The organism is Microbispora sp. KK1-11 (genome assembly GCF_006874435.1).
GTDB lineage: Bacteria > Actinomycetota > Actinomycetes > Streptosporangiales > Streptosporangiaceae > Microbispora > Microbispora catharanthi.
Map to the genome: position 1 here is coordinate 48,490 of NZ_VIRJ01000032.1, position 19,903 is coordinate 68,392.

Annotated in this window: 20 protein-coding genes; 12 read left to right on the plus strand and 8 right to left on the minus strand. The window is 69.7% G+C overall.

Annotation, left to right across the window (positions count from 1 at the left end):
• Window positions 1–155: 155 nt before the first annotated feature.
• From FLW16_RS34330 to FLW16_RS34350, 5 genes are all read right to left on the minus strand, one after another.
• The gene (locus FLW16_RS34330) at window positions 156–701 is read right to left on the minus strand and encodes a hypothetical protein (RefSeq protein ID WP_142564541.1); all 546 of its coding nucleotides are present in this window, start codon (window positions 699–701) and stop codon (window positions 156–158) included.
• Between the two features lie 651 nt (window positions 702–1,352).
• Entirely contained in the window at window positions 1,353–1,883 is a 531-nt protein-coding gene (locus tag FLW16_RS34335; RefSeq protein WP_142564543.1) for a hypothetical protein, read from the minus strand.
• Window positions 1,884–2,572: 689 nt separating this feature from the next.
• Window positions 2,573–3,049, minus strand: a complete 477-nt coding sequence (locus tag FLW16_RS34340; protein WP_142564545.1) for a hypothetical protein — start codon at window positions 3,047–3,049, stop codon at window positions 2,573–2,575.
• Between the two features lie 728 nt (window positions 3,050–3,777).
• On the minus strand, window positions 3,778–4,404 hold the full coding sequence (locus FLW16_RS34345; RefSeq protein WP_142564547.1) for a hypothetical protein: 627 nt from the start codon (window positions 4,402–4,404) through the stop codon (window positions 3,778–3,780).
• Between the two features lie 349 nt (window positions 4,405–4,753).
• A complete protein-coding gene (locus FLW16_RS34350) occupies window positions 4,754–5,359 on the minus strand; it encodes a hypothetical protein (RefSeq protein WP_142564549.1) in 606 nt (201 codons plus the stop codon).
• Window positions 5,360–5,752: 393 nt separating this feature from the next.
• On the opposite strand from FLW16_RS34350, the gene FLW16_RS34355 reads away from it, so the two are divergent.
• Window positions 5,753–6,667, plus strand: a complete 915-nt coding sequence (locus FLW16_RS34355; RefSeq protein WP_142564551.1) for an alpha/beta fold hydrolase — start codon at window positions 5,753–5,755, stop codon at window positions 6,665–6,667.
• 113 nt (window positions 6,668–6,780) lie between these two features.
• Window positions 6,781–7,959 carry an adenylyltransferase/sulfurtransferase MoeZ gene (gene moeZ, locus FLW16_RS34360; RefSeq protein WP_142564553.1) on the plus strand — a complete coding sequence of 393 codons (1,179 nt, stop codon included), beginning with the start codon at window positions 6,781–6,783 and terminating at the stop codon, window positions 7,957–7,959.
• Between the two features lie 56 nt (window positions 7,960–8,015).
• Here the strand turns inward: moeZ and FLW16_RS34365 are convergent, their stop codons facing one another.
• Window positions 8,016–8,333 carry a transcriptional regulator gene (locus FLW16_RS34365; RefSeq protein ID WP_142564657.1) on the minus strand — a complete coding sequence of 106 codons (318 nt, stop codon included), beginning with the start codon at window positions 8,331–8,333 and terminating at the stop codon, window positions 8,016–8,018.
• The gene (locus FLW16_RS34370; RefSeq protein ID WP_142564556.1) at window positions 8,333–8,800 is read right to left on the minus strand and encodes a hypothetical protein; all 468 of its coding nucleotides are present in this window, start codon (window positions 8,798–8,800) and stop codon (window positions 8,333–8,335) included. The genes FLW16_RS34365 and FLW16_RS34370 overlap by 1 nt, the downstream gene beginning before the upstream one ends.
• A gap of 152 nt (window positions 8,801–8,952) precedes the next feature.
• Between FLW16_RS34370 and FLW16_RS34375 the strand changes: the two genes are divergently transcribed.
• The 9 genes from FLW16_RS34375 (at window position 8,953) to FLW16_RS34415 (ending at window position 18,117) form a co-directional block, all read left to right on the plus strand.
• Window positions 8,953–9,672 carry a hypothetical protein gene (locus FLW16_RS34375; protein ID WP_260615886.1) on the plus strand — a complete coding sequence of 240 codons (720 nt, stop codon included), beginning with the start codon at window positions 8,953–8,955 and terminating at the stop codon, window positions 9,670–9,672.
• Window positions 9,666–10,934: a S8 family serine peptidase gene (locus FLW16_RS34380; RefSeq protein WP_142564557.1), complete on the plus strand. Its 1,269-nt coding sequence runs from the start codon at window positions 9,666–9,668 to the stop codon at window positions 10,932–10,934. The genes FLW16_RS34375 and FLW16_RS34380 overlap by 7 nt, the downstream gene beginning before the upstream one ends.
• A 9-nt stretch (window positions 10,935–10,943) precedes the next feature.
• Complete coding sequence (locus tag FLW16_RS34385; protein WP_142564559.1) at window positions 10,944–11,849, plus strand: hypothetical protein; 906 nt, start codon at window positions 10,944–10,946, stop codon at window positions 11,847–11,849.
• The gene (locus tag FLW16_RS34390; RefSeq protein ID WP_142564561.1) at window positions 11,843–13,027 is read left to right on the plus strand and encodes a S8 family serine peptidase; all 1,185 of its coding nucleotides are present in this window, start codon (window positions 11,843–11,845) and stop codon (window positions 13,025–13,027) included. The genes FLW16_RS34385 and FLW16_RS34390 overlap by 7 nt, the downstream gene beginning before the upstream one ends.
• 119 nt (window positions 13,028–13,146) lie before the next feature.
• Window positions 13,147–13,515, plus strand: coding sequence for a hypothetical protein (locus tag FLW16_RS34395; protein WP_142564563.1), 369 nt, complete (start codon window positions 13,147–13,149; stop codon window positions 13,513–13,515).
• On the plus strand, window positions 13,512–13,835 hold the full coding sequence (locus tag FLW16_RS34400) for an MGMT family protein (protein ID WP_396686885.1): 324 nt from the start codon (window positions 13,512–13,514) through the stop codon (window positions 13,833–13,835). Before FLW16_RS34395 ends, FLW16_RS34400 begins: the two co-directional genes overlap by 4 nt.
• A gap of 228 nt (window positions 13,836–14,063) precedes the next feature.
• Window positions 14,064–16,961, plus strand: a complete 2,898-nt coding sequence (locus FLW16_RS34405; RefSeq protein WP_142564568.1) for a CDP-glycerol glycerophosphotransferase family protein — start codon at window positions 14,064–14,066, stop codon at window positions 16,959–16,961.
• Between the two features lie 74 nt (window positions 16,962–17,035).
• Complete coding sequence (locus tag FLW16_RS34410) at window positions 17,036–17,530, plus strand: signal peptidase II (RefSeq protein WP_142564570.1); 495 nt, start codon at window positions 17,036–17,038, stop codon at window positions 17,528–17,530.
• Window positions 17,531–17,706: 176 nt separating this feature from the next.
• Entirely contained in the window at window positions 17,707–18,117 is a 411-nt protein-coding gene (locus FLW16_RS34415) for a DUF6010 family protein (protein ID WP_260615888.1), read from the plus strand.
• 6 nt (window positions 18,118–18,123) lie between these two features.
• Here the strand turns inward: FLW16_RS34415 and FLW16_RS34420 are convergent, their stop codons facing one another.
• Window positions 18,124–18,885: an SDR family oxidoreductase gene (locus FLW16_RS34420; RefSeq protein WP_142564572.1), complete on the minus strand. Its 762-nt coding sequence runs from the start codon at window positions 18,883–18,885 to the stop codon at window positions 18,124–18,126.
• Between the two features lie 107 nt (window positions 18,886–18,992).
• Between FLW16_RS34420 and FLW16_RS34425 the strand changes: the two genes are divergently transcribed.
• Window positions 18,993–19,844: a helix-turn-helix transcriptional regulator gene (locus tag FLW16_RS34425; RefSeq protein ID WP_142564574.1), complete on the plus strand. Its 852-nt coding sequence runs from the start codon at window positions 18,993–18,995 to the stop codon at window positions 19,842–19,844.
• Window positions 19,845–19,903 lie beyond the last annotated feature (59 nt).

The window sequence follows — 19,903 nt, forward strand, 5'->3', positions numbered from 1 at the left end:
TGCCGCTCGGCGCGCGGATGCGCTGGAAACACCTGGCTGCACTCACCGGCGCCGTCGTCCCCGGCCGATGGAAGGATTCGCAGGCGATCCCGCCCACTGGCTCCCGTCACCCGACCGGACGGCGCGGTGTCGCGCGAGGCGTCAGGCCTCGCGGATCAGACGTCGTTGTTGTGGTTGTTGTCGTTCTTGTTGCGGTGATCGCGGTCGTTGCGGTTCCACCAGTCGTTGTTGTTGTGGTCCCACCAGTTCTGGTCGGCCCACCAGTTGTTGTTGAGCCAGTTGAAGTCCTTGTCGTCCTTCTCCTGGAAACCGAAGGCGACATCCTTGGCGACGAGACCGAAGGCGTCGTGCTCAGACTTGTCGTCCTTGTAGAGGTTCTGGCCCCACCAGTTGTTGGTGTCCCACCAGTTGTTCTGGTTGCGGTCGTTGATGTTGTGGTCGCGGTCGTTGCGCTCCCGGTCGTTGTTCGGGAAGAACGCGCGCGGAGAGAAGTCGTTCCCCTTCTTGTTGTCCTGGGCGATGCCGCCCGTGCTGTCGTCGACGCCGTTGGCCGCGCCGTCCTTGACGATGGGGCGGTCCTCCTTCTTGAAGAAGAAGGGGTTGTCGTCGGCGCTGGCGGCCGTGGCGCCCATGGCGACGGCCCCGCCGACGGCCACGGTGCTGAGCGCGAGCCCTGCGAAGATCTTCTTGAGGTTGGGCATTATGGTTCCTCCCTGACAGGATTCAATTTCGAATTGCCCTGCGTCTGTCGGCATTTCCCGTCCGCCTGCTGTGGACGGGAATTCCTTCGTGGCCCTTATTGAGCCTTGCTTCCGACGCTAGTTGTGATTTCCTGCCGGGCGGTCCGACAAACTGACGTCTGCTGCTTTTAGTTAATGATTAGCTGCGTATAGGCTTGATTCGATGGATAATGCGCCTTATGTAGTGATAGGTACGATTTGCCCCCCCTGATGCGGCCGCCGTTCTGACGCTCGGCGAGCGGAGGCGCCGGCTTACCCGTATCGCGATGTGGTGGGGCTGGCCGGTGAGGCATGGGAGCGGCTGCGACCGCGGGCGGGGAAATGCGCGGAGGGAAGCGAGCGGCGGCGATGGCCGCGGTCGGGGAAAGAGCAGGGCTCCGGCGGAACCTTCCCGCCGGAGCCCTTGGTTGTCACTGTAGGAGGATTGACGGCCGTTCCCGTTCAGACTGCCGTCGCTCGGTGAGCGAGCGGCCGGCCGGTCGAGGAACGTGTCTCTGCACTCAACGGCGCCAGTCCCTGTGCCGGGGTCGGAAACCTGGTGGGAGGTTCTCCGGACCCGTCACCTTCTCGGAACGGCGCGATCGTCTCGCAGGAGCCGCTGGACCTGCCTTCTCAGTTCACGCGGTCGTTGTTGTTGTGGTTCCACCAGTTGTTGTCGTTGTTGTTCCACCAGTTGTTGTTGTTCCACCAGTTGTTGTTGAACCAGGTGTTGTCCTTGTTCGTCTTGTCCTGGAAGCCGATCGCGACGTCCTTGGCGACGAGCCCGAAGCCGGAGAAGTCGTCCCGCTTGTCGGAGAACGCCCCCTGGTTCCAGAAGTTCTGGTTGTTCCACCAGCAGTTGTCGTCGTTCTTGTTGAAGTTCTGGTTACGGTCGTTCCGCTCGTTGTTGTTGTTGTTGTTCGGGTTGAAGAAGACAGGGAAGACGTTCTCCCGATCACCGCGCTCGCCGATACCCCGGTTGCCCTGGGCGATGCCGCCCGTGCTGTCGTCGACGCCGTTTGCCAGGCCGTCCCGGACGATGGGACGGTCCACGTCGCCCGTCCTGGTCGCGGCGCCGGCGGCGCCGGCGCCCATCGCGAGCGCGCCGCCGACGGCAGCGGTGCTGAGCGCGAGACCAGCGATGATCTGGTGGAGCTTGGACATGCGTGTCCCCCTTGACAGGATTCAGATCCCTGAATTTGTTTAGGCCATTTCTGAGAGAAATGTCCTTCGGGCTCTTAATTGAGCCCTAACTTCCTGTGCTGTCATGATTTCCAGCGAGGTGGTCCGACAAACGGCCATCTAAGCCTTTTGATCACTAGTTAGAGTCTTATGAACGGACTTAGAAGTATTAGGAGAGAAATGTCTCGATTGCCCGATTTATGCCAGGGGTGTTCCCGTCGGAGCTCGGCCGTGAGACGGAAACGGAGGCGATGGCCCGAGGGCCTGTGGGGTTGTGAGCGTCGTCCGCCTGTGTGCCGCTGCCGCACGGATGGGGGGCCTGGCCGGCCGGGCGGGGAGTGGCGCCCTGGAGGGTCCCGCGCCGTCCGGGGCCTGCGCGTGAATCCGTCGCTTCGGGCTCCGTGCCTGGGCCCGCCGTACGGGGGAAAAAGTCAGGGCTCCGGCGAGGAGTCTCGCCGGAGCCCTTGTCTCTGCTGGATCGAACGGCCGTTCCCGGAGCGGGGATTGCTCACGGAGCTTTCGACGCCACGGGAACGTGACTGCGCCTTAGGGCGCCGTTCTCCTGTCAAGGCGGTGGAGGACGGTGCGGCCGGCCGTTTCCGTCATCCCTTCACCTGTCAGGATTCCGAGCGGCGCGGTCGTCTCGCGGGCCGTTGCCGGCCCCGCCTTTCTCAGTTGCAGAAGTTGTTGTTGTTGTTGTTCCAGTTGTTGCAGTTGTTGTTGTTCCACCAGTTGTTGTTCTGCCACCAGCCGTTGTTGGCCCACTTGCTGTCGCGGTTGGTCTTGTCGCTGAAGGCGATCGTGGCGCAGGGGCCGACGATGGCGAAGTTGGAGTCGCTGTCCAGGTTGTCGCAGAACGCGCTCTGGTTCCAGAAGCTCTGGTTGTTCCACCAGTTGTTGTTCTGGTTGTTGTTGCACCAGTTGTTGTTGTTGCAGTTGTTGTTGTTGCCGCAGTTGCCGCAGTTGTTGTTGTTGTTGTTGTTCAGGCCGATGGGACAGAAGTTGTTGTTCTGGGGCGGCATGCCGCCGAGACCGAAGAAGCCGTCTCCACAGTCGGCGCTCGCGGCTGTGGCGCCCATGGCGATCGCGCCACCGGCGATCGCGGTGCCGAGTGCGAGTCCGGCGAGAACGTTCTTGAACTTGGGCATTGCTGTCCCCCTTGAAAGGATTGGAATTCCCCGCATCCTCCGATATTTCTCACTTGGAGATTCGAGAGAAATATCTCTATGGCCCCCCGTGGGCCGGGTTCCTGCGATACGTTGATGTCCGGCGGCATCACCCGACAAACGCGCCTCTATGGCTTTTGATCAGCTATTAGCAGGCTATGGAACGAATTGGAGACAAAAGGGGCGACTTGTCCCATAATGTCCGATTCCAATGGGAAGGTGCCGGGTGCGCGGAAGCGGCGGCGCGGGCATGGCCACGCGGGCGTGGTGGCAGGCCGGCGGAAGGAAACAGCCGAGAGGCGGGCGCTTTCGCGTAGGGCGTTCGAGGGGGCGTTCCGAGGGGCGCTTCGAGGGGCGCTTCGTAGAGGGCATGGAGCGAGCCGCGGCGGGGGAGACGGCTCCAGCGGCGGTGGCCCCCGTGCGGACTCGGGAAACGCGACTGAGGCTCCCGTCCGCGGCGGGGTGGGGCGGCGCGACCCTGAAGGTCGGCGGCTGAGGGAAGGCGGCTGGAGGCAACCGGGCCTGGATGACGAACCCTGGGGTGGGCGCGGCGAAGAGCGGTCGAAGTGGGGGCGAAGAAGAGTGCCCGTGCTCACGATGGGCGTGGAACTTCATCCCAGGTGAGCACGGGCACGTTCATCCGGCGCCCGGGCCTACGGCCCGAGGCTCAGCGCGACCGGTCAGCGCGGCCGCGTTGTGGACGCTGCGAATCAGGGGACGGCGTCGTAGGACGGCCGACGGTAGTCGTCCCGCTTGTAGTCGTCCTTCTTCTTCTCCTCTTCCTTCTTCTTGATGTCGGCGTCGACGTCGATGTCGACATCCTTGGTCTTGGCCTTCGGGTTGATCTCGGTGGCCGTGTTCGTGCGCGGGTCGGCCTGCGAGTCCTGGTCCTGCCGCGGCTGGTTGTGCATCTGGTTGTAGTCGCTGGTGTTGGTGTACGGGATGGTGGAGTTCTGCGACCACTGGGCGTTCCACGGAACCGCGGCGGAGCCGTTCGACGACTTCTGGAACGGCGTGAGAACGAGCGTGAAGTCACGCAGCAGGAACTGGCTCTGGTTCTCCGACTGACGAGCGTGCTGCCACTCGTGGTTCTTGTTCTTGTTCTTGTTCTTGTTCTTGTTACGGCCCTTCTGCCCCTGGGCCTGCCGGTTGGTGTTGTAGTTGCGGTTGTAGCTCGGCCGGACGTAGCGGACGCCGCCGGACGGAGCGGGAACGTACCCGCCCATGACGGTCGCTGCGCTCGCCGTGCCGGCGGTGGCGCCGCCGAGCGCGATGGCCGCGCCGCTCAGCGCGGTGCCGAGGGCGAGAAGCCCGGCGATGTTCTTCAACGCGGACATTTGGGTGTTTCTCCTCTGAATATCGCGACCCCAGCCCGGTCCGATGAGGGACCAGGGCGGGTGGTAGTGGGTTCGGCGCCGTCGTGTGTGACGCGGCGCGATGCGTTCGCCTGGCACCGGCGGTCCTCTCCTCGAACACGCCGCCGGTGCTCTGCTCTCTCAACTGCTTGCTCGACCGCGGACGGAGCGGCGGACGGGCGTGCCCGCCGCTCCGTCACTCGCGTGTGTCTTGCGTCGCTCGCGGGCCGCGGCTCAGATGAGGCCGCGGGTCACGAGCACGGGTGGCCTTCGGCTGCCGCGCCACCCGCCGTGGCCGGGACGTTCACCGAGGCCGCTCGTGCGGAACCGGTCAGGGCACGATCTCCGGCCGGTAGTCGCGGTCGTAGTCCCTCTTCTCCTTCTCGATCTTCTTCTCCTTCTCCACGTCCACGTCGATGTCCGCGTCGATGTCCTTCTTCTTGATGCGCGGGTTGACCTCGGTGGCCGTGTTCGTCTTCGGCTGGGCCTGCGCGTCCTGGTCCTGACGCGGGTTGTTGAACTGGTCGCTGTAGCTGTTCGTGCGGGTGTACGGGTAGGACTGCGTGTTTCCGTACTGCCAGTTGTACGGAAGCGCCCGCGCGTCGGTGTCCGTCTTCTGGAACGGCGTGAGGACGAGCGTGAAGTCACGCAGCAGGAACTGGTTCTGAGCCTGGTTCTGCCGCTCGTGCTGCCACTGCTTCGTCTTGTTCTTGTTCTTGTTCTTGTTGCCGTTCAGACCCTTGTTCTTCTGCCGCTGCGCGTTCCGGTTGCGGTTGTAGTTCGCGTAGGGGTAGTAGCCACCGCCGCCCACGTAGCCGCCCATGACGGTCGCGGCGTTCGCGCTGGTGGCGGCGACAGCCGTACCCAGGGTCACGGCACCGCCGGTGAGCGCGGCGCTGATCGCGAGGATCCCGACCAGGTTGTTGAACTTGGGCATTTCATGTCCTCCTTGAAGGATTGTTGCCCCGACACTCCGGCGTTTTCCAAGTCGTTCGGAAAATGCCCTTACTGATGATCCTTGGTGGATCATCCCTGCATTGTCTTGTTTTCCTCACCGTCCGAGCGACAAACGGCGATCAGCGGCTTTTGCCATTCACTTATCGCTTTATTGGCATCGTTGGCACCGATAGGTCACTTTGGTCCGAATTGCGATTCGTATCCGCATTTCGAAATGTCCGAATAAGGGTGATATTGCCCCTATGTCGCCCCTTGTTGATCGGGGCGAACCCGGATGATCGATCCCGCGCCGCCGGGGTAGCGGGAGTGCCCGCCGAGGTGGCGTACGGGCAGGGTTATGGTCGAGAAACGCGAGGCGAACAGGGGAGGACGCGTGGGTGTCGAGCCGATTCCAGCGTGGCCCGGCCGGCTCATCGACGTGGGGGACGCGCGCATCCACGTGCGGACGACCCCGGAGGGGCCACCGGAGACCGCGATATTCGTGCACGGCCTGGCGGGCTCGGGGACCAACTGGACCGACCTGATGGGCGAGCTCGCCGGCGAGGTGCGGGGGGTCGCCGTCGACCTGCCGGGAGCCGGACATTCCCCGGAGCCCGCGGACGGCGACTATTCGGTTCCCGCCCACGCCAGGGCGGTGGTCCGGCTCGTCGAAGCGCTGGGGGAGGGGCCGGTGCACCTGTTCGGCAACTCCATGGGCGGCGCGGTCTCGGTGCGGGTCGCGGCGACGAGGCCCGACCTCGTCAGGTCGCTGACGCTGGTCTCGCCGGCGCTGCCCGACCTGCTGCCGAGGTACGGCCCGGCCAGGATCGCCATGTCGGCCGCGCCACGCCTGGGTGAGCTGGCCGTCCGCTGGCTCAGCGCGCTGCCGCCGGAGCGGCGCGTCCAGGCGACGCTCAGCATGTGTTACGCCGACGCCGGGCGGGTCCACCCGGAGCGGTTGCACGAGGCGATCGAGGAACTGCGCCGCCGCGACGGCCTGCCGCACGCGGGGGCGGCGATGGTCGGCTGCGCCCGCGCGATCGTGCGCGAGTACTTCCGCGTGGGCCCCGACAACCTCTGGCGGCAGGCCGAACGGGTCTGCGCGCCCACCCTCGTCGTGTACGGGCTGCGCGACCGGCTGGTCCACGCCCGCATGGCGCACCGGGCCGGACGGGTCTTCCGTGACGTGCGGCTGGTCACGCTTCCGCACGCCGGTCACGTGGCGCAGATGGAGTATCCCGAGCTCGTGGCCCGGGAGGCGCGCCGCCTGCTGGCCTACACGAGGACGTCCCTGCGCCGAACAGCGTGATTGGGGAATGCGGGGCCACCCCGGTTAAGTTGTGAGAAGAGCTTGTGTTGGGCCCATGGAGCCGAGCGCGACCATTGGCACGAAAACGGGACACGGAAAGCAGGAGTGGGACTGTGTCGTTGCCACCGCTGGTAGAGCCGGCAGCAGAGCTGACGGTTGACGAGGTGCGCCGCTACTCGCGCCATCTGATCATCCCCGACGTCGGTATGGCCGGTCAGAAGCGTCTCAAGAACGCCAAGGTGCTGTGTGTGGGCGCGGGCGGCCTGGGCTCTCCCGCGCTGCTGTACCTGGCCGCGGCCGGGGTCGGGACGCTCGGCATCGTCGACTTCGACGTCGTGGACGAGTCGAACCTGCAGCGCCAGGTGATCCACGGGCAGTCGGACGTGGGCCGCCTCAAGGCCGAGTCGGCCGCCGCGAGCGTGCGGGAGATCAACCCGCTGGTCAACGTCATCATCCACAACGTCGCTCTCACGACCGACAACGTGATGGACATCTTCTCCGGCTACGACCTCATCGTGGACGGCACGGACAACTTCGCCACGCGCTACATGGTCAACGACGCGGCCGTGCTGCTCGGCAAGCCGTACGTGTGGGGGTCCATCTACCGGTTCGACGGCCAGGCGAGCGTCTTCTGGGCCGAGCACGGCCCGTGCTACCGCTGCCTCTACCCCGAGCCCCCGCCGCCGGGCATGGTCCCGAGCTGCGCCGAGGGCGGCGTGCTCGGCGTGCTGTGCGCCTCGATCGGCTCCGTCCAGGTGAACGAGGCCATCAAGGTCATCACCGGCATCGGCGAGCCGCTCGTCGGCCGCCTGATGATCTACGACGCGCTCGAGATGAAGTATCGCGACGTCAAGGTCCGCAAGGACCCCGAGTGCCCGCTGTGCGGCAAGAACCCCTCGATCACCGAGCTGATCGACTACGAGGCGTTCTGCGGCACGCTCTCCGACGAGGCGCAGCAGGCCGCCGCGGGCAGCACGATCACCGCGGGCGAGCTCGAGGCGATGCGCGAGCGGGGCGATGACATCATGATCATCGACGTTCGCGAGCCGAACGAGTACGAGATCGTCAACATCCCCGGCGCCGTGCTGATCCCCAAGGGCGAGTTCCTCAACGGCTCGGCCCTGGAGAAGCTGCCGCAGGACAAGAAGATCGTGCTGCACTGCAAGTCGGGCGCCCGCTCGGCCGAGGTGCTCGCGGTCCTCAAGAACGCCGGCTTCTCCGACGCCGTCCACGTGGGCGGCGGCGTGCTGAGCTGGATCAAGACGGTCGACCCCAGCCTGCCGACCTACTGATCCGCGACGACACGACGACGGCCGCCGCCTCAGGACGAGGCGGCGGCCGTCGCCGTTCACGGCTGGACGCGTTCGTCCGGCACCACGGTGAGGCCGCTGGGCGCGACGATGCGCTGCAGGTTCTCGACGTACGCGGCGAATGCCGCCCGTCCCTGGTCCGTGAGCTTGAACCACGTCTTGGGCCGCTTGCCCACGTATCCCTTGCGCACGGCGACGTAGCCGGCGCTCTCCAGTGCGCTGCCGTGCTTGGACAGGACGGAGTCGCTGACGCCGACGGTGTCGCGGACGAACCCGAACTCCGCCTCCTCGGCCGCCGCGAGCAGCGAGACGATCTGCAAGCGGGCCGGCGCGTGGATGACCGGATCGAGCTCCATCACGAGCGGCTCTCGATCCCCCGGGCGAGCAACGCGGAGATCCGGCGCCCGACGAAGGGCCCGGTCACGAGCTGGAACACCGTCATGGCGAGGCCGCCGTACGTCCGGGCGTAGGCCACCTCGGCCGCGTCCAGCCGGAAGGCGAGGGCCAGGCAGATCACGATGCTCAGGAAGAGCCAGAGCGCGAAGAGCGCCATGGCGTCCAGGCGAATCAGGCTGCGGTGAGTCGTCATGGCACGCGTCCGGACGAAGACGGCGACCAGCGCGCCCAAGGCGGCGAACAGCAGGACACCTGTGATCACCGTCACCGGAACGGGTGTGCCCGGCTCGGTGACGAACTGCACACCGGTCACGAACAGCCCGACGGCGACGACGTACCAGGTCGGGAACCAGGGCTGCGATCTGACCGCCTTCGCCTGCGTCTGCCGGATCGTCGCCAGGCTCCGCGCCGCTTCCTCGGGGTTCATGGGGGGCTCCTCTCCAGACTCTTTCCAATTTGGAAAGTACTTTTCACTTTCCGAAGCGTCAAGTACTTTCCGGGGGCATTTGTGGGGATGGCGGGCGGTAGGTCGCGTTAAGGTCACTGGAGGAGGGAGGCCGCGACGGGAACGGAGGCGCAGTGGGCGAGACACGGACCTGGCCGGCCGTGGCCGTGGCCTCCGCGATCACCCTCGTCTGCGCGATCGTCGGCGGGATCGCGGCCAGCGCCGCCGTGGCCGAGCTGACGAGAGGACCGAGCGCCGCGGAGCTGCGCGAGGCGCAGGCGGCCGAGACGGCGCTGCGGTGGGAGCGCTGGCCGGCCGGCCGGATCTTCCCCGCCACCCTGGTCTACACGAGCGAGCAGGGCGGGCGTGAGCTGGCACGGCGGGTGGGCATCTCCTCGCGCACCGACTGCCGCGGCGCCGTCGACACGGCCATCGCCGGCCAGATGACGGCGGCCGGCTGCCGGGCGATCCTGCGGGCCACCTATCTCGACGCCCTGCAGGGCGTCGTGGTGACGATCGGCGTGGCGGCCTTCCCCGACGAGCTCAGGGCGCGCTCGGCCATCCCCATCTTCCCCGGCGGCGGGGCGGCCGCCCCCGGGCTGCGCGCCCTCGCGTTTCCCGGCACCGTGACCGACCGCTTCACCGCGAGCGGGCGCCAGTCGCTGACCCTGCGTACGGCCGGGCCGTACCTCGTGATGACGACGGCGGGGCAGGTCGACGGCCGCCCGGCCCGCGCGCTCGGGGAGCAGCGGGAGACCATGTTCTCGTTCACGGCGGATCTGGCCGAGGAGGTCGGCGCGATCCTCACCGCGCCGGCGTCCCCGGACTGCACCGCCAAGGAGTGGCGGTGCTGACCGCGCTGCGCCGCGGGGTCCTCGCGGCGTCCGCCGCCACGCTCGCCCTGTCGGGCGGCGCGTTCCTCGTTCCCGGCCCGGCCAGGGCCGACGACGTACGGCTCAGCCAGCAGGACGTGCTGCGCACGCTCGACGTCGACGACGCCTGGCGGCTGACGAAGGGCAGGGGCGTGACCGTCGCGGTGCTCGACTCGGGTGTCGACCCCGATCACCACGACCTCGCCGGATCGGTCGTCACCGGACGGGACTTCACGGCCGGGGCCAACCCGCGCGGGGTGCAGCCGGTGCGCCTGCACGGCACGTACATGGCCTCGCTCATCGCCGGGCACGGGCACGGTCCCGGCGGGGCCGACGGCATCATCGGCATCGCGCCGGAGGCCAGGGTGCTGTCCGTGCGGGTGATCCTCGAAGACGAGGAGCCCGGGTTCCGCACGTTCAACTCCGACGCGCGGTACGAGGCCGTGGTCGCGAAGGGCATCCGCTACGCCGTGGACCACGGCGCCGAGGTCATCAACCTGTCGCTGTCGAAGGACATGCCGACGAAGGACGAGCGTACGGCGATCAGGTATGCGATCTCCAAGGGCGTCGTCCTCGTCGCCGCGGCGGGCAACGACGGCGCGGGCAAGCGGACCGCGCCGTACTCCTATCCGGCGGCGATCCCCGGCGTGATCTCGGTGGCGGCCGTCACGTCCACGCTGCGCCGGGCCTCGTTCTCCAACCGCAACTCCTCGGTGATGGTGGCCGCGCCGGGCGTCGACGTCCTCGGGGCCGGTCCCGGCGACGAGTACTGGGTCGGCCGGGGGACCTCCCAGGCGACCGCGCTCGTCTCCGGCGTCGCCGCGCTGATCAAGTCGCGTTATCCCCGCATGTCGCCCGCCCTCGTCGCGCAGGCGCTCACGTCGTCGCCGGCCAGGAAGGGGCCGTACAACACCGGCACCGGGTTCGGCGTGGTCAACGCGTACCGGGCGCTGAGCGTCGCGGCCACCCTCGCCCGCCACCGCGCCACGGCGTCGGGGGCGGGCGTGCAGAGCCCCTCGCGTCCGGTCCGCTCGGCCGCGAACGACCAGGACCCGATCGTGGTCGTACGGCGCGACACGGGGGCGATCCTCCTCGACGGAGCCATCGCGCTCGGCGCCTTCGCGGGCTCCGGCGCGGGTGTGGCCGTCCTGCTCGTGCTCACCCGGCGGGCACGCAGGCGACAGCAGCAGGAGGAAGACGACGCGCTGCCGCCGGCTCCTTGGCCGACGGGCCTGCCGACGTAGCATCGAGGTATGCCGCCCGAGCAGTCCCGCATCCCGCAGACGGCGCGTACGTCGTCCGGCCTCCGGCGGGCGGGTCCGCGGGCACTGCCGCTCGGCGCGTCCGCCCGTCGCGCCCGCGCGCGGCCCTGGACGGCGTCGAGGGGACGGGCCGCCGCCGCCCGGGCGGCCAGGGAGCGGGCCGAACTCGAGCGCGGCATCCGCTTCCGCTCGCTCTATCTGACGATCATGGGTGTCGTCCTCGCCGTCGCCGCGGTGAACGTGCTGCTGGGGTCGGTCGGGCTGATCCACGAGAACAGGTCCAGGCCGCTCACCGACGCCGAGCGCGCCCGCTACGTGGCCGAGGACGTGGCCCGGAGGTGGCGCGCGTGGCCCGCCGGCATGGTCTTCCCCGAGGAGCTTCCTTACACGGCGCTCGGCCGTGCCCAGCAGTACGCGCGCAGGGTGGGCATCGCCCCCGAGGCGGCGTGCGCCGCGGCGGTCGACTCGCCGGTGGCGTCGGTGCTGCGCAAGCACGGCTGCCAGGCCGTGCTGCGCGCGACCTACGTCGACCAGACCTCGACGTTCGCCGTCACCGTGGGCGTCGCCGTGCTGCCGAGCGAGCAGGCCCGCGCCGACGCGGCGGGCGAACTGCCCGTGGACGACCGGGTGGGCGTACGGCCCGTGGCCTTCCCCGGCACGGTCACCGACACCTTCGGCGCGGCCCAGCGCCAGCGCACGGGATGGGTGGGCGCCGGGCCGTACATCGTCTTCTCCGCTGTGGGGTACACCGACGGAAGGACTCGTGCCTCCGTCCCCCTGGAGGAACAGGTGAACAGCGAGATGTGGCCCGTGGCCGAGACCGTGGCCGGGCGCATCGCGCGCGCCCTCGGAGAGCCCCCCGACGTGCCTCGCTGTACCCAGGGGAACGTGTGCTGAGGCCGGCCTTCCTCTGCGCGGCGCTCACGGCCGTCCTCCTGGGGACCGGACCGGCGGTCGCGGCGGCGCCGGCGCCCGGCGGCGAGGACTCGCGGTGGGCGCTCGACGCCGTCAACGCCGCCGCCGCCTGGAAGGTCAGCAGGGGCGCGGGCGTGACCGTCGCGCTGCTCGGGAGCGGGCAGCCCGACGCCGGCGTGCCCGAGTTGAGCGGCCGGGTCGAGCGCGGGCCGGACATGACGGGCGCGATGTTCGGCGATGACACGGTGCGGCCGGGCGACGACGTGACCGCGCTGGCCTCGGCGATCGCCGGGAGCGGGCGCGGCGGGGGGACGTCCGGGATCGCGCCGGAGGCGCGGGTGCTGTCCCTCCCCGTGGTCCGGAGCCGTCCCGGGGGCGGTTCCGCCGAGCCGCAGGGCCCGGCGGGAGGGACACCCGCGGAGACACAGGACAGTCCGCTCGCGCGCGGCATCCGCTACGCGACCGGCCGGGGCGCCAAGGTCATCTGCCTGCCCGTCCCCGCGTACGCCGTGGACCGCGTGGAGCGGGACGCCATCTCCTTCGCGCTGGCGAGGGGCGTGGTGGTCGTCGCGGCCGTGGGGGACGCCGGCCGGTCGCCGTACGCCCGGCAGAACGGCACCTCCTACTGGGCGTTCCCCGCGGGCTATCCCGGGGTGGTGGGCGTCGCCGCCGTCGACCGCAAGGGCGCCAAGACGCCGGGCAGCAGTGACAACCTCTCGGTCCTGGTCGCCGCGCCGGGGGATCGCGTGCCCGTCACCCTCGCCGGGGGCCGCCGGGGGGCCGTGTCGGGGACCGGTGTGGCCAGCGCGCTCGTCGCGGGCACTATCGCACTAATAAAGGCGAAATATCCGGATTTGCCGCCGGAATTGGTGTCACGCGCTTTGACGGCGACCTCCCGTCCTCATCCGTCCGCGGGTTATGACGACAAAATCGGATTCGGCGTCGTGGACGCGGCGGCGGCCCTGCGGAAGGCCGCGGAGCTGACCGGATACGGCCACGCGTCCTCGGTGCAGGACGACGCGCATTTCGGCAAGGGGCCGGTCTCGCAGGGACCCGCGCGCCCGGGGCCGGATCCGGTTAGGCTCTGGATCTACGGCGTCGCCGTCGCCCTCGGGCTCGGCGGTTTCTGTGCCGCGGCCGTCGCGCTGCGCCGCCGGTGAATCAGATGCCGCCGGTGATCACATGTTGGCCGCCGTTCTGCAGCATTTCGGACGCGGTCTTCCCGATGTTCGTCTTTCCGGTGACAAAGCCGGGTCAAATTTCGCTAGGGTCGCGGCTCATGGGGTACGAGCTGCGCGTAGAGCGGGATGCACCGCTCGCCTACGCCGAACTCGCGAGCGTTTCGGCGCGGGCCGGATTCGAGCTGCGCGGGTCGCACGAGGCGGGCGAGATCGTCGCGCGCCACGGCGACTCCGTGCACCAGATCGCGACCTGGTCGGGACGGCTCTCCGGCCAGCCCGGGTCCGACTGGCAGGTCGCCCAGCTGGCACTTCTCACCGATCTCATGGGGGCCCGGCTCGTGGGTGAGGACGGAGAGGCGTACGGCATCAGGAACGGCGTCGTGGAGCAGATCAACGGATCGTCCACCTACGAGTTCGGCAAGCTCGAAGAGATCATCGCGGCCGGGCCGACCGAGTGGAGCGCTTGAGCGACGACCGCGGCCAGCCGCCGCCGTACGCGGAGCGGGTGCTCGACCTGGTCGAGCGGATCCCGCCCGGCACGGTGATGTCGTACGGCGACGTCGCCGAGTATCTCGGCGAGGGCGGCCCACGGCAGGTCGGCCGGGTGATGTCGCTGTGGGGCGGAGCCGTGCCGTGGTGGCGGGTGATCCACGCCGACGGCACCCCGGCGCCCGGTCTCGAGGCCGAATGCCTGGCCCGGTGGCGCGAGGAGGGCACCCCGCTCCGCGGCGCGCGGGCCGACATGCGCACGGCTCGCTGGGACGGCCGGGACCGGCCGTCGCGGTGATCACCGTAGCCCGTTCCCGGCCCTGACTTGGGGGCTGACAAGCCGCGCCCCGGGCGGTCGGACCGGCGCCCTCCCCCCCGGCGTAGTGCCGCTCGTCACCCGGTGCCACAGGGGTGTCACCCGCTGATTCACAGGAAATCCACAGGCTTCCGCGAGTCAGGTCTGGCAGTGTTCTGAGGGCATTACCATTTTCTGAACACAGGTCTGGCGAAGGGTGGTGCCTCCCGAATGACACCCGCACCCACGAGCGACGCCGTCGCTGAACGACTGCGGGCTGTCCAGGAGCTTTACGACCGAGGCGAGCCGATCGACGCGCTGGTCGCGCTCGTGCGCGCGGAGGGGCTCAGCCCCGCGCAGCGCCGGGAGGTCGACCGTGAGGCGATCGTCGGTCCCCTGGGTCTGCGCCTCGACGCCGCAGCCAAGCGCGGGCCCGCCCGCCGCCGCCAGACCATCGACGCGCTCCGGCCCTACCTCGCGGAGGTCGACCCGAAGGTCAAGCGGGAGCTGCCGGTCGGGCGCCGGGTCGCCTGTCACCTGATCGAGACGCAGGACCCGGGCGAGCTCGCCGAGAGCGACGCGCTGGCCAAGCTCGCCGCCGCCGCGGCCGAGCCCTCCCGCCGGGTGCGGCGGGGCCTGCGGTGGTACGCCGACCTGCCGGTGGAGGTCGGCGACCCCTCGCTGCTGCGCCTGCGGGCGGCCGACCTCGTGCCGGTCACGCAGATCGACGACATCACCTGGGTGGGCAACCGCCTGAGGGTGACCGGGCACGCCTACATCGCGGGCCTGTCGGTCCGCAGCGGGCGGTTCAACCGCGCCACCGTCGTGCTGCACGGCCCCCGCTGGCTGCCCCGGGTCACGATGAAGACCCGCAGGACCTATCGCCCCGAGGCCACCCACGCGGCCCGCGAACCCGGATGCAACTACGACTGGGCGGGCTTCACGGCCGAGCTGCACCCGTTCGCCCTGCGGTGGCGCGCCGGGGTGCGGGCCCTGGTGCGCGGCACGAAGCGGGTGCTGCGCCGCCGCCACACCGTCCAGGACACCACCACCTGGCGGGCCGAGATCGTGATCTGGAGCCGCGCCGCCCGTGCCAAGGGCGTGCTGCGCGGTCCGGTTATCGGCCGCACCGAGCGCCCGGCCGGTTTGCAGGTGCGCCCACGCTGGTGGGTGCGGCCCGTGTGGACCTCCGACAAGGCGCTGCAGGTGGTCTACCAGCCGACCCGCGCCCAGCTCACCGGTGTGCGGCTGAACGGCGACAACATCGAGCTCACCGGCTTCCTGCCGGGCCGGCCCGTCACCAAGGGCAAGGCCCGTGTCGGCGGTCACCGCATGTCGGCCGACTTCGCCCCGGTCGAGGGCGGCAGCCGCTTCTCGCTGTCGCTCGGGGTCGGCACCCTGCTCAACGCGGAGTCCCGGCGGCTGTGGGTCGAGCCCAAGGGAGACCCGGCCGCGGCCGTCATGCTGGAGGGCGCGGAGGAGACCCGCCTCCTGCTCGGCGAGCGCGAGATCACGGTGCAGGGCGACCGGCGCGACCGGGTCGTCATCTCCGGTCACAAGATCCTGCCCGTGATCACCTCGGCCGAGTGGCGCGACGAGTCGATCACGCTCACCGGCCGCTACCCCGACCCCGACCAGGGCCCGCGCGACCTCGTGCTGCGGCACCGGGGCGGGCTCACCATCCGTGTGCCGCTCGAGCGCGACGGCGAGCGCTTCACCGTACGGCTGTCGCCCGGCGCGATGCCGCGCTTCGGATCGGCCGTGCCGCTGGCCGAGGGCACCTGGAACGTCTCGGTGGCCCCGCCCGGCAGGTACGGCCCCGCCATGGTGCCCGTCCGGTTCGACCACGCGGGCCTCGACGCGCTGGACGAGAGCCCCCGGCTCATCGGGGGCCGGGTCTACCGGTTCGTCGCCACCCGCTACGACGTGCCCGTGCTGGTGGCGGCCGAGGACCGGCCCGGCGACGAGCGGAGCGCGGCGGGAGTGTGGGCGCTCAGCCGCACCTTCTACCCCGCCGAGCGCGCCCGGCCGCTGCGCGAGGCCACCGTCTACGTCTCCTTCGACGGCCGCGCCTACTCCGACAACCCGCGTGCCGTCTACGAGGAGCGGATGCGGCGCGGCGACGAGGGCGAGCACATCTGGGTCGTCAGGGACGGCGCGTTCGTCCCGCCGGGCTCGCGCGAGCTGGGGCTCGGCGACGGCGTGGTGCCCACGGTCGTCCGCGAGGGCAGCCGGGAGCACTACGAGGCGCTGGCCCGCGCCCGCTACATCGTGTCCAACGGCTTCATGCCGCAGTGGTTCCGCACCCGTGAGGACCAGGTGTGCGTGCAGACCTGGCACGGCACGCCGGTCAAGCACATCGGCCGCGACCAGGCCCACATGAAGCGCGAGCCCCGGCCCCCGGTGTGGCACCGCCAGGCCGTGGAGGTCCGCGGCTGGGACCTGCTGCTGTCGCAGAGCCCGTGGGCGTCGTCCGTCCTGCGCAAGGCCTTCGGTTACGAGGGCGAGATCCTGGAGTCGGGCTACCCGCGCAACGACGTCCTCGTCTCCGGCGAACGCGACGCGCTGGCGGCGGAGATCCGGCGCCGGATCGGCATCCCCGAGGGCAAGCGGGTCGTCCTGTACGCGCCGACCTACCGCGACTACGACCGCAGGAACGCCACGGTCAAGCTCGACCTGGCGGACGCGAAGCGGGCGCTCGGCGCCGACCACGTCGTGCTGGTCCGCGGCCACATGATGCAGGCCTTCCCGCACGTGAACGCGCACGACGGCTTCGCGATCGACGTGACGACCTACCCCGACACCGCCGATCTGCTGCTGATCGCCGACGTGCTCGTCACCGACTACTCGTCGGTGATGTTCGACTTCGTGGCGACCGGGCGGCCGGTCGTGCTGTTCACGCCGGACCTGGCCAAGTATCGCTCGTCCCGTGGGCTGTACCTCGACCTGGAGTCCCAGCGCCCGGGGCCGCGCCTGGAGACCTCGCCCGAGGTCGTGGAGGTCCTGCGGAACATCGACGCCGTAACCGCCAAGCTGACCGACCGTTACGCGGCCTTCACGCGGACCTACGCGCCGCACGACAACGGCAAGGCCACCGCACGGGTCATCGATCGCGTCTTCACGTCCTGACCGGCACCGAGAACGTCGCGGATCGTGAGGCAGGGGTGTCGGACGGACGAGGTTCGCAGGGGACGAGACCAGGTATGCGGCCATACGGGCGGATGATCGTGCTGGCCGCGCTGGTTCTTCTCGTGGACCAGGCCTCCAAGTTCTGGGCGACCTCCGCGCTTTCGGACGGTGAGAGCATCACGGTGATCCCGCGGCTGCTCCGGTTGCGGTTGTTGCTGAACCCTGGTGCCGCCTTTTCGACCGGCACAGGGGTGACGTGGGTGTTCACCCTGGTGACGGCCGCCGCGGTCGCCGGCATCCTTTACGTCGGGCGGCGGCTGCGCTCGACGGCCTGGACCTTCGTGCTGGGTGCGTTGCTCGGGGGCGCCACATCCCATCTGCTCGACCGCCTCTTCCGCCCGCCCGCCTTCGCCCAGGGCCATGTCGTGGACTTCATCGACTACGGCGGCCTGTTCGTCGGCAACGTCGCCGACATCGCTCTCGTGGGGGGCTGCGCCTTCCTCCTGCTGCTGAGCCTGCGCGATGTCCCCCTCGGAGGCGTGCCCGACAAGGGACGTCCATCCGCGTAGGCGGACCCCGACGCCTGGCGGAATCCCGTCGGCATGTGTCGCCAATGCCTCTGGGAGGGCGTGCCGTCGGCTGGTTGGCTTTCTGACGCGGGTTCGCCGTCGCCATCCGCGGTGCCGGCCGTCTGCTCGCGCCATCGAGAGCCATTCCAGAAAGCCGCACGATGATGAGTCTTGTCATGCCGATCCTGATCGGCCTCGCCTACGCCGTGCTGATGTCGTTGATCCCCGAGCCGCACCGCCGTCGCTTCAACGCGATCATGGTGGGCGGAGCGGGGGCCGCCTATCTCAGCGGCGGGGGCCTCGGCGGCTGGGAGTTCCCCTTCACCGCCCTCGTCGCGTACTGCGCCTACCGCGGCCTGGAGTCGTGGACGTTCATCGGGATCGCCTGGCTGCTGCACACCGGATGGGACATCCTCCATCACCTCAAGGGCAGCCCGATCATCCCCTTCGCCCACGACTCGTCCTTCGGCTGCGCCATCTGCGATCCCGTCATCGCCCTGTGGTGCTTCTGGGGCGGTCCCTCGCTCATCGGCCTCGTCCGGACCCGAGTCACCCGGCCGCACACCCCGGATGGGGTTTCCTCCTAGCGGACCTCAGGCCTGGTTCGTCGGCAGCACGACGACCTGACGGAGGTTGACGTGCTTGGCCCGGCTGACCGCGTACGCGATCAGGTCGGCGATCTCCTCGGCGGTCATGGGCGTGATGACCTGGAACATGCCGGCCAGTTGCGCCCCGAGCTCCGGGCTGTCGACGTGGTCGCCCAGCTCCGTCGCCGTCAGGCCCGGCTCGATGTTGGTCACCCGCACGCCGCGCGGGCCGAACTCCGCGCGCAGGTTCGCGGACAGGTGGGTCAGGGCGGCCTTGGTCGCCCCGTAGACGGCATAGCCGGGGAAGACGAGGTGGGAGCCGATCGACGAGATGTTGACGAGGTCGGCCGTCCGGCCCTCTTCGGCCGCCGCGAGCAGGTCGGCGGTGAAGGCCCGCGTGATCCGCAGGGCGCCCGCGACGTTCGTGTCGAGCATCCGCGTCCACTCGTCGATGCGGCCGTCGTCGATCGGGTTGGGCAGCATCACGCCCGCGGCGTTGACCACCAGGTCCACAGGCCCGAGCTCGGCGTGGACACGGTCCACGGCGGCGGCCACACTGTCGTCCCGGGTGACGTCGGCGGTCACGGCCAGCGCGGTGCCGCCGTCCGCGGCGATCTTCCGGACCAGGTCCTCCAGCCGGTCGGCGCGGCGGGCGAGCAGCGCGACCTTCGCGCCGGAAGCGGCCAGCAGCCGCGCCGTCGCCTCTCCCATGCCGCTGGCGGCCCCGGTGACAACGGCGACGCGTCCGGCCAGGTTCTCGTAGCTCATCGTGACTCCTTCGCGTTCGAGCTTGACGAGAGCCACTCTGGCCGGGCGGGCCGGCTCCACCCAGCGCACGCCTTTTACTGGTAACCGCAGTACTAGGCTTGGGCCCCATGGATGGTGATCTGGGACGGTTCCTGCGCTCTCGCCGGGCCCGGATCCGCCCCGAGGACGCCGGGCTCCCCGCACATGGGCGGCGGCGTGTCAGCGGGTTGCGGCGCGAGGAGGTCGCGCTGCTCGCGGGCATGAGCGTCGAGTACTACATCCGCCTGGAGCAGCAGCGCGTACGCAACGTCTCCGACGAGGTGCTCGACGCGGTCGCCCGGGTGCTGCGCATGGACGGCACAGAGCGGGCGCACCTGCGCCGCCTTCTCCGCCCGCCGGACGACCGGCGGGCTCCCAGCGCCCGCATCCGGCCCGGGGTGCGGATGCTCCTGGACGCGGCCGACTCCCTGCCGGCGTGCGTCCTGGGGCCGCGGATGGACGTGCTCGCCTGGAACGCCCTCTCCGACCGGATCAACGGGTTCTCGGCCATGCCCGAGGGCGAGCGCAACATGGCCCGCCAGACGTTCCTGACTCCGCGGGCGCGCTCGTTCTACCGCGACTGGCTGGCCGTGGCCGCCGAGACCATCGCCCACCTGCGCCTGTACGCAGGGAGGCACCCCGACGACCCACTGCTGGGCCCGCTCGTCGCCGACCTGTCCGCCGACCCCGACTTCGCCCGCCTGTGGGAGGAGCACCGGGTCGCCGAGAAGACCTTCGGTACGAAGCTGCTGCGGCACCCGGAGCTCGGCGACCTGGACTTCGCGTACGAGACCCTGGCCCTGCCCGGCGACCCCGACCTGCTGGTCGTCATGTACACCGCCGATCCGGCCTCCCCCACCGGCCGCGTACTGGCCCGCCTTTGGCAGGACCATCGCGGCGACCTGGACAAGCCGGACGTACGGGTGACGACCGCCGGCTGATTCACCCGACCAGGACATGGAGTGGGCATTCGGGCACGATCTGTCCCAGTGATCTGGTG

Bases quoted from the DNA above. Each gene is read 5' to 3' on its own strand.
- FLW16_RS34330 (WP_142564541.1), bottom strand. From the start codon at position 701: ATGCCCAACCTCAAGAAGATCTTCGCAGGGCTCGCGCTCAGCACCGTG.
- FLW16_RS34335 (WP_142564543.1), bottom strand. From the start codon at position 1,883: ATGTCCAAGCTCCACCAGATCATCGCTGGTCTCGCGCTCAGCACCGCT.
- FLW16_RS34340 (WP_142564545.1), bottom strand. From the start codon at position 3,049: ATGCCCAAGTTCAAGAACGTTCTCGCCGGACTCGCACTCGGCACCGCG.
- FLW16_RS34345 (WP_142564547.1), bottom strand. From the start codon at position 4,404: ATGTCCGCGTTGAAGAACATCGCCGGGCTTCTCGCCCTCGGCACCGCG.
- FLW16_RS34350 (WP_142564549.1), bottom strand. From the start codon at position 5,359: ATGCCCAAGTTCAACAACCTGGTCGGGATCCTCGCGATCAGCGCCGCG.
- FLW16_RS34365 (WP_142564657.1), bottom strand. From the start codon at position 8,333: ATGGAGCTCGATCCGGTCATCCACGCGCCGGCCCGCTTGCAGATCGTC.
- FLW16_RS34370 (WP_142564556.1), bottom strand. From the start codon at position 8,800: ATGAACCCCGAGGAAGCGGCGCGGAGCCTGGCGACGATCCGGCAGACG.
- FLW16_RS34385 (WP_142564559.1), top strand. From the start codon at position 10,944: ATGCCGCCCGAGCAGTCCCGCATCCCGCAGACGGCGCGTACGTCGTCC.
- FLW16_RS34395 (WP_142564563.1), top strand. From the start codon at position 13,147: ATGGGGTACGAGCTGCGCGTAGAGCGGGATGCACCGCTCGCCTACGCC.
- FLW16_RS34405 (WP_142564568.1), top strand. From the start codon at position 14,064: ATGACACCCGCACCCACGAGCGACGCCGTCGCTGAACGACTGCGGGCT.
- FLW16_RS34410 (WP_142564570.1), top strand. From the start codon at position 17,036: ATGCGGCCATACGGGCGGATGATCGTGCTGGCCGCGCTGGTTCTTCTC.
- FLW16_RS34415 (WP_260615888.1), top strand. From the start codon at position 17,707: ATGCCGATCCTGATCGGCCTCGCCTACGCCGTGCTGATGTCGTTGATC.
- FLW16_RS34420 (WP_142564572.1), bottom strand. From the start codon at position 18,885: ATGAGCTACGAGAACCTGGCCGGACGCGTCGCCGTTGTCACCGGGGCC.
- FLW16_RS34425 (WP_142564574.1), top strand. From the start codon at position 18,993: ATGGATGGTGATCTGGGACGGTTCCTGCGCTCTCGCCGGGCCCGGATC.